Here is a 13,016-nt window from a genome sequence, read left to right as displayed (position 1 = left end):
TTTTCTACTTCTTTATTTAGTTTTTTTCTGAGATATGAATTCAACTCCTAAATCTGGAAAATCTGTAAATACTCCTGTTGAATTCGCTTGATTTAATAAAGAATCATACATTTCATTGATATTGCTAAAAAATTCTGGCAAAGCATCTTTTCTAACAGTATATGGATGTGACTCTAACTTGTTTTCCTGAATATATTTAGGTAAATTTGTAAGTTTGATATCTCCTTTTTTGGAGTTTTTATCATCTATTACCATGTACCATCCTGGACCAATTCCATCTGCATATTTGGCTATATCTTTTACTCCTTCCGGTGTAAACATCCAATCATAACTAGAGTTTACCCACTCTCCTTTGGAATTTTTTTCCATAGTTTCGTTCCAATCTGTGTAAGCTACCAATTGAACTAATTTTATATCCATCCCCATCTCTGGTAATAGTTTTTCCTTTACACGCTTAAGATCATTAAAGTCAAAACTTTGAAAATAAACTGGTGAATCTTTAGAAGTATAACCATATTTTTTCAACACTTTTAGTGTTTCTGCCGCTATATCTTTTCCTTCTTGATGATGTAACCATGGTGCTTTTGTTTCAGGATATATCCCTATTCTTTTCCCTGTAGTTTTTTCTAATCCTTGAATAAATTCTATTTCTTCTTCAAAAGTGTGAATTTTAAAGTTTGATTTCCATAATGGAAACCTACCCTCATAAACCAACTCCTGTTTCCCATCTTTAATTTTAAAATTCTCAGTCATATTTAAATTTTTTATTTCATCTAAACTAAAATCTATAACATAATATCTACCATCTTTTCTGGCTCTTTCTGGATATTTTTCAGCAACATCTGTCAGCTGATCTAGAAAATGATCATGAATAACTATCAACTTGTTATCTTTTGTCATTGCTAAATCTTGCTCTAAATAATCTGCTCCTTGCCCAAATGCCAGTGCTTTAGATTCCAAAGTATGTTCTGGCAAATATCCACTAGCTCCTCTATGAGCAATAATTATTTTTTTATCTGTATCAATTTTTGAGTAGGAAATTACTGAAGCAACAAAAAATAAACTAAGCATAATTTTTCTACATTTCATTCTTTACTCTCCTTTTTTACATTAATAGATTTGGAATATACAATGCAATCGTTTCAGAATAAGTCAAAATTGCTAAAACTATTAACAGTGCTAGTATAAATGGCATAACCTCTTTCACAAATTCATCCAACTTGACTCCGACTATTGAACAAGTTGTAAACATCATTGATCCAAATGGGGGAGTTATTCCTCCTATCATAATATTAACTATTAGTATAATACCAAATTGAATAGGGTCTATACCTATTTTTGTTACTGCCGGGACTAATAACGGTGCCAATATAACCAGTGCTGCTCCGCCCTCTAAAAACATCCCTACAAATAAAAGTAATAAATTTATAATAAATAACATCATATATCTATTATCTGTAAATCCTACCAGTAAATTTGTAATCATTTGAGGAATTCTTTCCAATGTTAAATAATATCCAAAAACTTTTGCACCTATAATTAATAGCATTACAGATCCAGTTCCATAAACTGTATCTTTTAAAATTATTTTTATATGCTTTAATTTTAGTTTTTTATACACAAAAATTCCAATTACAAAACAAAATAATACTGCCACTCCTCCTGCTTCTGTTGGAGTAAACAATCCCATTCTCATTCCTAAAATAATTCCAAATGGTATTAGTAGTGCCCATATAGACTCCTTCATCTGAATAAAAATCTCTTTTATTGTAGCTCTCTTATCTCTTGTAGAAGTATATCCTCTTTTTTTAGATACCATATGCACTACAATCATCAATGCCACTGTCATCATTATTCCAGGAGTATATCCTGCTAAAAACATCTTTGCCACTGATACGTTTGCAATCAATGAATAGATTATTAAATTAGTTCCTGGCGGTATAACCGGACTCACCGACGATGAGGCCGCAGTTACCGCCGCTGAAAACGGCTTAGAAAAATTTCTTTTTACCATTTCTGGAACTAAAATTTTTGATTGCATAGCTGCGTCGGCATTTGCTGAACCAGAAATCCCCCCCATCATGGCACTCAATATAACATTTACTTGTGCTAAACCTCCGACCATATGACCTGTTAACACCTCTGCCATTTTCATCAGACTTGAACTTATTCCAGAAAAGTTCATAACGGATCCAACCATTATGAAAAATGGAACAGCTAGATAAGGGAAGGACTCAACAGCTGTAACAAACTGTTGAATCACTAAATTTACTGACATTATATTATTTTGAAAAATAAAATAATACAGTGATGATCCTATCAATGCAAATGCAATTGGAATATTTAAAAAAAATAATACAAATAAAATAATTACTGGTATAAATGACTCCATTACATTATCACTTCCTCTATTTGTTGTTTATACTCTTCCTCTTCGATCTCTTCAATAATTTCTTCTTCTATACTGTTAAAAAATATAATGTCATGAATAAAAAAATAAAGTGAATATATTGTCATTAGACCAAATGAGATTGGAAGAGAGCTATTTATATAAACATACGAAACTTCCAAAGCTGAAGTTATTTTATCTGATCCCAATGTATATCGGTAACTCAAATAAAACATTGCTGAAGTTAAAATAAGCAAAAGAGTATTTGTTATAACTCTTAAAACACGCCTTCCTTTCAAAGGAAGAATTTTAGTCAGTACATCTACACCTATCAGACCTTTTTTTCTATATCCTGCTGTTGCACCTAAATAAACTGTCCATATAAAACACCCTACCGAAACTTCTTCAACCCAAGAATATTGGATTCCTAAAAAATATCTCAAAAAAACATTTACTATAACCAGTATGACAGTTACGCTGATTGTCACACTTCCTACCAATGCTTCAAACTCAACTTCTCTTATTTTTTTCAATAACTCTTTGTTCATTTACTCCCCCAATAATATAAATATTTAACTAATTATTCTCTCTAATTTTATTTAATTCTTCCATAATTTTATCATATATTCCTGGTGTCCATTTCGGAAATTGGTTATATACATTTGCAATAGCTTTATTAAACGCTTCAGAATCAACTTCATTAAATTTAACTCCTAATTCTTCTAATTGCTTTTGGTATTCTCCTTCTAACTTTATTGTTTCTTCAGTATTGTAAAGACTTCCATTATAGAACTCCTCCTCAATAACCATTCTTTGCTCATCATTTAAATCATCCCATACTTTTTTTGACATTACTATTCCTGAAACTCCTAGTAAATGATTAGTTAAAGACACTTGTTTTCTAACTTCGTATATTTTTGTTCCATATATTGTCATTAAAGACCCCTCTAATCCATCAACAACTTTTTGTTGAATTCCACTGTAAACTTCTGTGAACGGCAACGGTGTAGGATTTGCTCCCATCGCTTCCAATGTAAGCATATACAGCTGACTATTTGGCACTCTTATTTTTAGCCCTTTTAAATCTTCTGGAACTTTCACTTCCTTTTCAGTCAACATACTTCTAAATCCAAAAAGATAATCTAATGATAAAACTTTTATCCCCTTTTTTTCAGCCTCTAAATTTAAATTTTTAACTAAATCACTTTTTGTCATAGCTAAATATTCATCAAAATTGCTATATAACATTGGCCCTACAACAGCATTGTAGTCTGGAACATAATCACCTAAAAAATTTAAACCGTCCACTGAAATCCAGTTCGCTCCTGAAACTACTTGCTCCATACTATCCTTTCCTATTGGGAGTTGTCCTCCTGTAAAAACTTGAACTTCTAAATTTCCTTTTAATCTCTCATTTATTTTATTTGCAACAATATGAAGTGTCTTTGCTGTTTGTTCATCCTCAACAAATTTAGTGCTCAATTTCATCACTCTTTTTTCAGCTACTTTCGCTTGTGGCTTAACCTCTTGTTTAGATTCATCTTTATTCCCACCACAAGAAACTAAAAAAATTGTTAATCCTGTCATCAATACTTTCAATAATCCCCTTTTCATTAATCCTTACCTCCCTATTTTATTTTTTAATTTTTTTTATTAAAAAAAGCTATTCAAAAAAGACTGGTTTTCTTAATCGAATAGCTTCTCTCTTATCTCTGCTATTTTTTTATTCTATTTTTTCCAAACAATTGTTCTATTTTTATTACAATTATACCTTATTTTATACAAAAGTCAACAATATTTTTCTTTTTTTAAAATTAAAAAAACTTGACATACCACACTTTAATAAAGTATATACATATCTTATACACACTTTTATATTAGGGGGATTTTTATGCTTACAAAAAACAAATTATTTTTATTGGATATGGATGGAACTATATATCACGAGGATAAGTTAATAGAAGGGACCAAAGAATTTATAGATCTTTTAAATTCTCAAAATAAAGATTTTATTTTTTTGACAAACAACTCCTCTAAAAATTTGAATAACTACGTTAATAAAGTTAATAACTTGGGATTAACTGTTAATAAGAATCATTTCTATACCTCTGTCCAGGCCACAATTGATTATTTAAATACACTCGGTAGAAAAGATCTTTTGAAAATTTATGTTGTTGGAACCAATGCTTTAAAACAGGAACTGTTAGAAAATGGATTTACTTTAAAAAATAATTCTGATGAAGATGTTAATACTTTAATTATAGGATTTGATACCGAACTTGACTATAAAAAATTAACAGATGCTTCTATGCTTCTTTTTAAAGGTGTTGAACATTATATTGCTACAAATCCTGATTTTTCATGCCCTTTAAAAAATAAGAGATACATTCCTGATTGTGGATCAATTTGTGAAATGCTTTTCCTCACAACAGGAAAAAGACCCTTTGTGATTGGTAAACCACGAAAAGAGATGATTGAACTTTTAGTCAAAGATAAAAATCTAGAAAAAGATGAGATTATAATTGTTGGCGATAGAATTTATACAGATATAACATGTGGTTTCAATGCTGGTATTAATACTGCTCTTGTATTAACTGGTGAAAGCACCTTAGATGATGTTGTCAAAAGTCCAATCAAGCCAACATTTATTTTTAATTCTATTAAAAATATTTATGACGAGCTCAATAAGTAACTTTAATTTATAAATAAAGGGTGTGAAAAAATCACACCCTAGGACTATTTATAAATTCAATTATTCTATCTGTTGCTTCTAAAAGTTCATCTAAATCACTCACTAAAGATAAACGAATGAAATTATCCATTCCAAAAGCTACTCCTGGCACAACCGCAACTCTTTCACTTTCTAATAATTTTTCTGCAAACTCTAAAGAGTTTCCCTCTCCTATTGAAACAAATATATATATTGCACCTTTAGGTTTTATCGCACTAACCCCTGCTTCTTTCAGTCTGCTGTACACCTTCATAGCTCTTTCTCGATAGATTCCAATTTGCTCATCTATGCAACTACATTTGTTCAGGGCTACCAAGGCCCCTTTTTGTGATATTATCGATGCTGATGTCACTGTATACTGATGAACTTTTAATAAATAATCTCGCAATTTTTTACTAGATATCAAGTAACCTATTCTCCACCCTGTTAAAGAGTGTGATTTTGAAAATCCATTTACTAAGATTACATTTTCTCTATATCCATTTTGTAAAAAACTATTATGTTCCCCTTCAAATATAATCTCACTGTAAACTTCATCGCTAATTATATATAAATTATTTTCTTTAGCAAAATTTAAAATATCATCTCTATTTTTTTTAGAAATTATAACTCCTGATGGATTTGATGGATAATTTAATATTATTGCTTTTGTTTTTTTATTCACAAATTCTTTCAGTTTCTCGACCGTCAATTCGTAACCGTCATCTTTTGTTTCAACTTTGACTAATTTAGCTCCAGCCATTATAATTAATGGTTCATACCCTGGATATATAGGTAGTGGGGCAATCACTTCATCTCCAGGCAAAACAACCGTCTTTATGGCTGTTGATAGCCCTTCTGTACTGCCTACTGTTACTATTATTTCATCAGCTTTTATATCTATATCATATTTATCTTTATAGTACTTTGCTATCTCTTCCCTCAACTCTATAATTCCACCTAATTGTGAATAGCCAAGTTTAGCTTCTACTATATAATTAGCAACATCTTCTTTTATTATTTTAGGTTGTGGTAAATCTGGTTCTCCTATAGTTAAATTTATAAGACATTTATCCCCAGATATATTTTTATATTTAGTACAAGCTTCTGATATTTTTCTAATAACCGAAATTTCTATTTCGTCTAGATATGGATTTATTTCTAACATATACTCTCCTTATTTCATCAATAATTCAGCTATTTGAACGCTATTTGTTGCGGCACCTTTTCTTATATTATCTGCCACTACCCAAAGATTCAATCCATTTTCTATACTGAAATCTTTCCTTAGTCTTCCTACAAATATCTCATCCTTCCCGTCCGCATTTATAGCCATAGGATATATATTTTCTTTAATATTATCCTCCAGAATTATCCCTTTGGTTTTAGAAAGAACATCTCTTAATTCATCTAAATCCGGTGATTTTTCAAGCTCTACATTTATAGATATTGAATGTGCATTTATAACAGGAACCCTAACACAAGTTGCTGTCACAGCAAGATTTGGTTTACCTAATATTTTTCTCGTCTCATTTATCATTTTTTCCTCTTCTTTAGTGTAATTATTATCTGAAAAAGAATCAATATGAGGCAAACAATTGTTTGCTATAGGGTGAGGGTAATTTGTAGGTTTATTTCCTTTAATACCTTCTTCTAAATCACGAACACCCTGTACCCCACTTCCAGATACAGCTTGATAAGTTGAATAGACAACCCTTTTAATTCCATATAGATTATCTATTACTTTTAACGGAACTACTGATTGAATTGTTGAACAATTCGGATTTGCTATTATTCCAGTATTTTTTGCTATTTCTTCTGGATTTACTTCCGGCACAATTAATGGTACATGATCGTCCATTCTCCATGCGCTGCTATTATCTATAACTATAACCCCTTTACATGAAGCTATAGGAGCATATCTTTTACTTATATCTCCTCCTGCCGAAAATAAAGCTATATCAATCTCTCTATCAAAAGAGTCTTCTTTTAACTCTTCCACTACTATCTCTTTATTTTTAAATGATATTTTTTTTCCTGCTGAACGAACAGATGAAAATAGGTATAAATTTTCTATAGGTAATTCTCTTTCCTCTAAAACTTTCAAGAACATTCTCCCTACCATACCCGTTGCTCCAACAATTGCTAAATTATATTTTTTCATAACTATTCCTCCTACCAATTTTTAAATCGAGAAAACTTCAGCTAACTTTTCAACTACTCTTATTGTATCATCTATTTTAATAATTAAGGATATTGATATTTCTGAAGTTGTACATTGATAAAATTTCGCATCTATATCTGACAAAACTTCAAATACTTTTGCCGCAACTCCAAAATTACTTATCATCCCTATTCCTACCAAAGATATCTTCACAACCTCCGATCTTTTTATAACTTGGATATCTGGAATATAGTTCTCTACTTCTTTTAAGGCAATATCTAGAAACAACTCATCCGCAATAGGACAAGTAAATCCAATACTTCCTATTAAGTTATCTCCTTCATTTTGAGATATCATATCTACATTTACACCATTTTTAGCAATTGCACTAAAAATAATCGATATATTTTTAGGAATTACTAAAAAATTCTCTAGATTCACCATTATAACATTTTTGCTAATTGATATCCCTGTCACAACTTTTTTTTCTATAATTTCACTACTATCACATATATAAGTTCCTGTTTCCGGCCCTAAAGTCTCCCCTACAGATATTTTAACACCATATTTTTTTCCAATTTCTACAGCTCTTGTCTCCATAACTCCAGCCCCTAAATTCGCCATCTCCATCATCTCCTCATATGATATTCTCTCTATTTTTTTTGCTTTTTTATAAACTCTTGGATCTATAGAATAAATCCCAGGAACATCTGTATAAATTTCACACTCACATCTCAAAGCAGCTGCCAATGCCACTGCACTTGTATCCGATCCGCCTCTTCCCAAAGTTGTTATATCTCCGTTTTCATTTACCCCTTGAAAACCTGCCACAATAACAATTTTCCCAGCTTTCAAATAACTTTCTATTTTTTCTGTTTTTATACTTTCAATTTTATTTTTTGTATGTAGTCCTGTTGTCTTTATCCCTGCTTGAGCTCCAGTTAAAGATATTGACTTACAGTCCAAACTTTTAAGTGCCATACTTAGAAGTGATATCGATTGTTGTTCTCCTGTTGAAAGCAAACTATCTAATTCCCTTATATCCGGTGTTAACGATATTTCGTTAGCTAATTTCATTAAATTGTCCGTTGTTTTCCCCATGGCTGAAACTACAACTACTATTTCATCCCCTACTTTTTTATTTTTAGATAGATGTATAGCTATATTTTTTATTTTATCAATTGTTGAAACTGAGCTACCACCATATTTTTTTACTACTCTCACAAAATATCCCCCCTTAAAAACGGCAAATAAAATAACGATTTTTTTTAAAAAAACTATCGTCAAAATCATTTAAATTGAAAAAATAATATCATGAATTGATAGAGATGTCAAAAAAATTATTTTTAAACTCCATTTATCCCTTATTCTCATACTTTTAAAAAAAAATTTAAAGGAAATCCGCTTTAATTTCGAATTATATTTTAGAGTTAATAGATATACAAAATAATTAAATTTAAGGAGAAGTGAAATCATATGTCGAAAAAAATTATTTTAGATAAGTTTGAAGAGTATGTTCTTAGTTGTATCAATGAAATGAATACTGGTGAAAAAATTATTTTTACAGAAAATGAAAACCCTTTAACAAAAGATAACAAGATAACATTAATAAAAACAGATGATAATACATTCAATGTTATCGAAGATGGAATTGACGATTTTGAATTTTCAGATTTAGATTTTAATGGAGTTATAAAGCACTTATTAGAACTTCAGCTAAAAGAATTCCCTAATTGTACACATCTATATTCTCATAGAGGTTAGTAATTATAAAAGATTAGCTTTTTTAAAATTGCTAATCTTTTTTTATAATCTAAAGCTAATCCTTTACCACTTTAAATAGAAAGCAGGTGAATTCTTTTGAATAAAGTAATAAAACGTTTAAAAGCTGAAGCTTTATTTTTAACAGCTACTAGTTTTGCAATATTTACTAGTTTTATTGTTCTTCCTAAATTTTCATATATTGATACCCACGTTTTAATGGTTCTTTTCAATCTTATGGTTGTTGTTGAACTATATAAAAAGGAGCGAGTCCTTGACTATATTGCTATTAACTTCTTAAAAAGATATACAAATCAACGAGTAATTTCAGGAGCCTTGATTCTTCTAGTTTTCTTTTTCAGTATGTTTTTGACTAACGACGTCGCACTTATAACATTTATTCCTTTAACTATTATAATAGGTAAAAAGTCTAATTTTTCAGTTTTAAAAATAGTTATTCTAGAAACTGTAGCAGCAAATTTAGGGAGTGCATTAACCCCCATGGGAAGTCCTCACAATATCTATATCTATTCTAAATATGCACCTAATCCTCTTACATTTCTAGAAATTACTTTCGGAATATCTCTAGTCGGACTTTTAATTTTATTTATCATCAATATCTTTACTCCTAAAAACGAGCTACTATTTGAACTCGAACCCCCTACTTTAAATAAAAACTCCAATGTTTTTATGGCTTCACTTATTTTTGGATTAATTCTTTTAAATATATTTTTGAAATTTTCAATTGAATATGTAACATTTTTGACTCTCACATACTTAATTTATAAAAGAGAAGACATTCTAGCAAAGCTCGATTGGATTTTGCTTGCAACCTTTGTTAGTTTTTTTATTTTTGTAGGCAATTTATCTAATATGCCTCCAGTTAGAATTTTAATGTTTTCTCTTCTTTCTCAAGAATCCTCTATCTATTTAATGAGTATTGGTCTAAGTCAATTTATTAGTAATGTTCCTGCTGCTATTTTAATTTCAGAATTTACTGACAAATGGAAACCTCTTTTATTAGGAGTGAATATTGGTGGAATTGGAACTCTAATAGCTTCTCTTGCCAGTTTAATTTCATATAAACTATATACTTTAGAATATCCACATGAAAAAAAAAATTTCATTAAAGAGTTTTCAATTATAAATTTCTCTATTTTAATTTTGATGGGGTCTCTGTTCTATTACTTTTTAAAATAAGGCTAACTAAAAAGTCTTAAAAAGTTCAAAATAATTTTCCAAACACTTTATTACTACTTATTTTATATCAAAAACAAAATTTATTATCATCTCTTTTTTACCAAATATATCACGCTAAAATTAAATACAGCAATAGGCAGGGCTTCTACATGCTAAATATTTCTAATAAATATATACCACAATATCTAAGTTCATAAAAAAACCTCCAAGTTAGATAATTTAATATTGCCCCCAACTTGAAGGTTTCCACAAATATTTAATTAGATCCCTGTAGATTTCCCTACAGCTTTTTCAATAAATTTATTTCATCTCTCTTGCTGGTGAAGCTGGTAAAATAACCTCCACTTCAGAGTGTGGTCTTGGAATTACATGTACAGAAACTAGTTCTCCAACACGTTGTGCGGCGGCGGCTCCAGCATCTGTAGCCGCTTTTACTGCTCCAACATCTCCTCTTACCATAACTGTTACTAACCCTCCACCTACATACTCTTTTCCAACTAAGTATACATTTGCTGCTTTTACCATTGCATCTGCCGCTTCAATTGATCCTATTAACCCTTTAGTTTCTATCATTCCTAATGCATCGTATTTCATATTTAATTCCTCCTATTTTTTTTATATTTATTTTTTTATTATTCTAACTTTTGAACTCGAATCAACTCCAAGTGCATTGGCTTCTTCAGTGTCTAAATGACATTCCAATGTAAAGTTTTTATCTACTCTAATACAAGTATTATCGTATTGCCCGCCTCTAATTCCATCAATTTTTATGCTTACAATCTCTCCATTTGAAACACCAAATCTTTTAGCATCCTTTTCATCCATATGAATATGTCTTTGAGAAACTATAATACCTTTTGATAAAACTACTGTTCCTTTTGGTCCAACTAATGTTATTCCTGGAGTTTCACAAATGTCTCCAGACATTTTAACTTTACCTTTTATACCTAATTTTAAGCAATCACTTATAGAAACCTCCACTTGAGTTTCTTTTCTTGCTGGTCCTAAAATTCTAACCTTCTCTATAACACTTTTAGGTCCACAAACTGTTACAACTTCTTTTGCTGCAAACTGACCTTTTTGAGATAAATCTTTAAGTTTGTTCAATTCATAACCTTTTCCAAATAAAATCTCAGTATCCTCTTGTTTTAAGTGTATATGTCTATTTGAAATTCCAAGTGGAACAGTTAGCTTTTTCCCCTCTACTGCTTCTAAAATTTTTTCTAATAATACATCTAACTTATCCATTTTTACCCCTTTATTGAAGCTAATATCTCTTCCATAAGCTTTAATAACTCTGGATTTTCCACTAACTCCTTTTCTATCGAAGTTTTTTCAAAAGTTTTCTCCGCTCTTCCTTCAGAACCATACACAGTTATACCTTTACACTCTTTTTCTTCTTCTCTTTTTAACTTATTACAATCTATAAGTCCAAAAGCTACTCTTTTTATATTTAAAAGATGCATTGGACTGACATTTTCAGAAACTGAGCTTCCTCCCCATGTTCCACACCCTAAAGTAAATGATGGCATAAGTCCAGTGCTTGCTCCGGTCCCACCTTGAGATCCTCCTGTGTTTACAAGAATTCTAGAAGCTGGCTTCTTCGCAAATTTTCTTACTATATCTAAATCTTCAGTATGGATACTCATTGTGTGTCCAATTCCATTTTGTAATAGAGCGATACTTAGCTCACAAGCTTCATTCCAATCTTTAGTAACATAAAATCCTAAAACTGTAGTTAGTTTCTCATAAGATAGTGGATTTTCTGCTCCAACTCCATTTTGTCTTCCTATTAAAACCTTTGTTCCATAAGGAATTTTAAATCCAGCTGCCTCAGATATTACATCAGCTGATCTCCCCACAAATTTAGCATTCATTGTATGTCCTTGTTTAAATAGAAGTTCACAAACTTTTTTAGTTTCCTCTTCGCTCATGAAGTATCCGCCTTGTTTTTCAAACTCTTTAACAACTTGAGTCTCGTTGCACTCTTCACAAATTATTGACTGTTCAGAAGCACATATAGTTCCATTATCAAAAGTCTTACTTGCTATTATATTTTCTACAGCTTTCTCTACATTAGCTGTTTTTTCTATATAAGCTGGTGAGTTTCCTGCTCCAACTCCTAGAGCTGGTTTTCCAGAACTATAAGCTGCTTTTACCATTCCTGGTCCACCTGTTGCTATTATTAATGCTACTTCTGGAGCTTTCATCAATTCATTTGTTGCTTCCATAGTACACATCTCTAAACAACTAAGTATACAATCTGGAGCTCCAGCTTCTACTGCTGCTTCACACATTAGCTTTACTGCTTCTCTTGTACACTTTTGTGCTGATGGATGAGGAGTAAATACTATCGCATTTCTAGATTTAACAGCTATTATCGCTTTAAATATTGCTGTTGATGTTGGATTTGTAGAAGGAATAATTCCTAAAATAAGCCCCATTGGTTCAGCTATACACATAATCTTATTAACTTCATCTTCCTCTATTACTCCAACTGTTTTCATATTTTTAATAGAATCATACAAAACAGTTGAAGCTAGATGATTTTTAAACGCTTTATCTTCAACTTTTCCAAATCCTGTTTCTTCAACAGCCATTTTTGCTAAATATAACTCATTTTTATTAGCAACTCTAATCATATTTTTAATTATTTTATCAATTTGTTCCTCAGTGTATTCTGAGATTCTATTAGCTGCACACTTCCCTTTTCTTGCTAAATCTCTTGCATGCTGAATGGATGTTAAGTCTTTATCAAACATTTTTATTTCTTCCTCCTAGCTACTTTCCGC

General features: G+C 30.6%; 13 protein-coding genes. 3 read left to right on the top strand and 10 right to left on the bottom strand.

Going from position 1 to position 13,016, the window contains the following annotated elements:
• Positions 1 to 12 precede the first annotated feature (12 nt).
• Genes glpQ through Q0V67_RS04205 form a run of 4 tightly spaced genes read right to left on the bottom strand, consistent with a single transcriptional unit; the run spans position 13 to position 4,003 of the window.
• Positions 13 to 1,089: a glycerophosphodiester phosphodiesterase gene (gene glpQ / locus Q0V67_RS04220; RefSeq protein ID WP_297597320.1), complete on the bottom strand. Its 1,077-nt coding sequence runs from the start codon at positions 1,087 to 1,089 to the stop codon at positions 13 to 15.
• Positions 1,090 to 1,105: 16 nt separating this feature from the next.
• Entirely contained in the window at positions 1,106 to 2,392 is a 1,287-nt protein-coding gene (locus tag Q0V67_RS04215) for a TRAP transporter large permease (protein ID WP_297597318.1), read from the bottom strand.
• Entirely contained in the window at positions 2,392 to 2,937 is a 546-nt protein-coding gene (locus Q0V67_RS04210) for a TRAP transporter small permease (RefSeq protein ID WP_297597316.1), read from the bottom strand. Before Q0V67_RS04210 ends, Q0V67_RS04215 begins: the two co-directional genes overlap by 1 nt.
• Positions 2,938 to 2,965: 28 nt before the next feature.
• Positions 2,966 to 4,003: a C4-dicarboxylate TRAP transporter substrate-binding protein gene (locus Q0V67_RS04205; RefSeq protein WP_297597314.1), complete on the bottom strand. Its 1,038-nt coding sequence runs from the start codon at positions 4,001 to 4,003 to the stop codon at positions 2,966 to 2,968.
• A gap of 277 nt (positions 4,004 to 4,280) precedes the next feature.
• On the opposite strand from Q0V67_RS04205, the gene Q0V67_RS04200 reads away from it, so the two are divergent.
• Positions 4,281 to 5,081, top strand: coding sequence for an HAD-IIA family hydrolase (locus tag Q0V67_RS04200; protein WP_297597312.1), 801 nt, complete (start codon positions 4,281 to 4,283; stop codon positions 5,079 to 5,081).
• A 31-nt stretch (positions 5,082 to 5,112) separates the two neighbouring features.
• Here Q0V67_RS04200 and Q0V67_RS04195 read toward each other — a convergent pair whose 3' ends face one another.
• From Q0V67_RS04195 to Q0V67_RS04185, 3 genes are read right to left on the bottom strand one after another with little or no spacing between them, the layout of a single operon-like run.
• Entirely contained in the window at positions 5,113 to 6,267 is a 1,155-nt protein-coding gene (locus tag Q0V67_RS04195; RefSeq protein WP_297597310.1) for an aminotransferase class I/II-fold pyridoxal phosphate-dependent enzyme, read from the bottom strand.
• A 9-nt stretch (positions 6,268 to 6,276) separates the two neighbouring features.
• A complete protein-coding gene (locus Q0V67_RS04190) occupies positions 6,277 to 7,263 on the bottom strand; it encodes an aspartate-semialdehyde dehydrogenase (RefSeq protein ID WP_297597308.1) in 987 nt (328 codons plus the stop codon).
• A gap of 21 nt (positions 7,264 to 7,284) precedes the next feature.
• Complete coding sequence (locus Q0V67_RS04185; protein ID WP_297597306.1) at positions 7,285 to 8,487, bottom strand: aspartate kinase; 1,203 nt, start codon at positions 8,485 to 8,487, stop codon at positions 7,285 to 7,287.
• A 252-nt stretch (positions 8,488 to 8,739) separates the two neighbouring features.
• On the opposite strand from Q0V67_RS04185, the gene Q0V67_RS04180 reads away from it, so the two are divergent.
• On the top strand, positions 8,740 to 9,027 hold the full coding sequence (locus tag Q0V67_RS04180) for a hypothetical protein (RefSeq protein WP_297597304.1): 288 nt from the start codon (positions 8,740 to 8,742) through the stop codon (positions 9,025 to 9,027).
• 96 nt (positions 9,028 to 9,123) lie between these two features.
• A complete protein-coding gene (locus Q0V67_RS04175; RefSeq protein ID WP_297597302.1) occupies positions 9,124 to 10,224 on the top strand; it encodes an SLC13 family permease in 1,101 nt (366 codons plus the stop codon).
• Positions 10,225 to 10,524: 300 nt separating this feature from the next.
• Here Q0V67_RS04175 and eutM read toward each other — a convergent pair whose 3' ends face one another.
• Genes eutM through Q0V67_RS04160 form a run of 3 tightly spaced genes read right to left on the bottom strand, consistent with a single transcriptional unit; the run spans position 10,525 to position 12,986 of the window.
• Positions 10,525 to 10,818 (bottom strand): ethanolamine utilization microcompartment protein EutM, encoded by a 294-nt coding sequence (eutM, locus tag Q0V67_RS04170; protein ID WP_297597300.1) that lies wholly within the window; start codon positions 10,816 to 10,818, stop codon positions 10,525 to 10,527.
• 27 nt (positions 10,819 to 10,845) lie between these two features.
• The gene (locus tag Q0V67_RS04165; RefSeq protein ID WP_297597299.1) at positions 10,846 to 11,472 is read right to left on the bottom strand and encodes a phosphate propanoyltransferase; all 627 of its coding nucleotides are present in this window, start codon (positions 11,470 to 11,472) and stop codon (positions 10,846 to 10,848) included.
• Positions 11,473 to 11,474: 2 nt separating this feature from the next.
• Positions 11,475 to 12,986: an acetaldehyde dehydrogenase (acetylating) gene (locus Q0V67_RS04160; RefSeq protein ID WP_297597298.1), complete on the bottom strand. Its 1,512-nt coding sequence runs from the start codon at positions 12,984 to 12,986 to the stop codon at positions 11,475 to 11,477.
• Positions 12,987 to 13,016 lie beyond the last annotated feature (30 nt).

The sequence above is a fragment of the uncultured Cetobacterium sp. genome, from assembly GCF_947072685.1.
Lineage (GTDB): Bacteria > Fusobacteriota > Fusobacteriia > Fusobacteriales > Fusobacteriaceae > Cetobacterium_A.
Note: the sequence above shows the minus strand (reverse complement) of the source record. Positions and strands in the feature narration are given on the sequence as shown.

What these genes read in the sequence shown, in the direction of transcription:
- glpQ (WP_297597320.1), bottom strand. Translation starts at nt 1,089, where the DNA reads ATGAAATGTAGAAAAATTATGCTTAGTTTATTTTTTGTTGCTTCAGTA.
- Q0V67_RS04215 (WP_297597318.1), bottom strand. Translation starts at nt 2,392, where the DNA reads ATGGAGTCATTTATACCAGTAATTATTTTATTTGTATTATTTTTTTTA.
- Q0V67_RS04210 (WP_297597316.1), bottom strand. Translation starts at nt 2,937, where the DNA reads ATGAACAAAGAGTTATTGAAAAAAATAAGAGAAGTTGAGTTTGAAGCA.
- Q0V67_RS04205 (WP_297597314.1), bottom strand. Translation starts at nt 4,003, where the DNA reads ATGAAAAGGGGATTATTGAAAGTATTGATGACAGGATTAACAATTTTT.
- Q0V67_RS04200 (WP_297597312.1), top strand. Translation starts at nt 4,281, where the DNA reads ATGCTTACAAAAAACAAATTATTTTTATTGGATATGGATGGAACTATA.
- Q0V67_RS04195 (WP_297597310.1), bottom strand. Translation starts at nt 6,267, where the DNA reads ATGTTAGAAATAAATCCATATCTAGACGAAATAGAAATTTCGGTTATT.
- Q0V67_RS04190 (WP_297597308.1), bottom strand. Translation starts at nt 7,263, where the DNA reads ATGAAAAAATATAATTTAGCAATTGTTGGAGCAACGGGTATGGTAGGG.
- Q0V67_RS04180 (WP_297597304.1), top strand. Translation starts at nt 8,740, where the DNA reads ATGTCGAAAAAAATTATTTTAGATAAGTTTGAAGAGTATGTTCTTAGT.
- eutM (WP_297597300.1), bottom strand. Translation starts at nt 10,818, where the DNA reads ATGAAATACGATGCATTAGGAATGATAGAAACTAAAGGGTTAATAGGA.
- Q0V67_RS04165 (WP_297597299.1), bottom strand. Translation starts at nt 11,472, where the DNA reads ATGGATAAGTTAGATGTATTATTAGAAAAAATTTTAGAAGCAGTAGAG.
- Q0V67_RS04160 (WP_297597298.1), bottom strand. Translation starts at nt 12,986, where the DNA reads ATGTTTGATAAAGACTTAACATCCATTCAGCATGCAAGAGATTTAGCA.